This is a genomic window from Paraburkholderia sp. RL17-347-BIC-D, from assembly GCF_046027915.1.
Taxonomy (GTDB): Bacteria; Pseudomonadota; Gammaproteobacteria; order Burkholderiales; family Burkholderiaceae; genus Paraburkholderia.
Window position 1 is genome coordinate 1 of record NZ_JARESS010000185.1, and the last position, 1,140, is coordinate 1,140.

The following is a 1,140-nucleotide window of genomic DNA, read 5'->3' on the forward strand; positions in this document are numbered from 1 at the left end:
TGAACTGACCCCCAAGAGTTGGACGTTGAAGCGTTAGTTTTTTCCCGCCCGCATTCGATATTCCACGGGACTCAGTCCACCAAGTTTCGATTTGATGCGATGCCGGTTGTAGTAGTCGATGTAGCCCTTCAGGCCTGCTTGCAATGTGTCGACGTCTTCGAAGTCCGTGAGATGGAAGTACTCGGCCTTCAGAGTACCAAAGAAGCTCTCCATCGCCGCGTTATCGAAACAATTTCCTTTTCTCGACATACTTTGCTTCATTCCGTAGCGCGCGAGTGCCGCTCGGTAAGGTTGCATGCGGTAGTGCCAGCCCTGGTCCGAATGAAGCAGCGGTTTAGCCACACCTCCACGTTTCTTTACAGCTTTATGGAGCATGCCCATGACCATCGGGAAGTCGGGACGATGGCTCGATTCGTAGGCAACAATTTCCCCATTGTAGAGATCCATGACTGGAGAAAGGTACAGCTTTTTCCCCGCGACGCGGAACTCGGTCACATCGGTAACCCACTTCTCGTTTGGTCTCGATGCGGTGAATTCGCGATTGAGCAGGTTCGGAGCGGCCTCGCCAACCTCGCCTTGGTACGACCGGAATTTCTTCCGGCGCACCCTCGACCTGATTCCTAATTCGTTCATAAGGCGCTGCACCTTCTTGTGATTGACCAACTCGCCATCACTGCGGATAGCTAAGGTGACGCGACGGTAGCCATACAAGCCGCGATGTGCTGCATAGACAGCCTGAATCTTCGCCTTGAGTCCGCCATACCGGTCTGGAGCGGCCAACGTCTTGACCTGATAGTAGTATGTACTGCGTGGCAAGCCCGAAGCGTGGAGAAGGTCAGCCAAAAGGAATTCCTGCCTCAGTTCAAGCACTATTTTGGCTCTTTCTGTCGCGCCAACTTCTTTGCTAGAACCAAGGCATTGAATTTTTTTAGGTACGCGACCTCCGCGCGCAACCGCTGATTCTCGCGAAGCAGCTGGTCTGATTCCCCAGACAGCTTGGCTTTCGAGGACTGACTCGAGGTCTTTTTCTTGGCTGGCATCGAAACATCCTGCCCCGACGGGCGCATACCCTTCAGCGAACGAAGCTCTCCCCGCGCTTTCTGTTGCTGCCACGTCGTGATGCTGTGCGGATTGCTGATA

Annotated in this window: 1 protein-coding gene; it reads right to left on the reverse strand. The window is 53.9% G+C overall.

What is annotated here, in order from left to right; all coding sequences use genetic code 11:
* Window positions 1–33: 33 nt before the first annotated feature.
* Window positions 34–1,140: IS3 family transposase (locus tag P0D96_RS48040; protein ID WP_408321354.1), on the reverse strand; the 1,107-nt coding region annotated here is incomplete at its 5' end.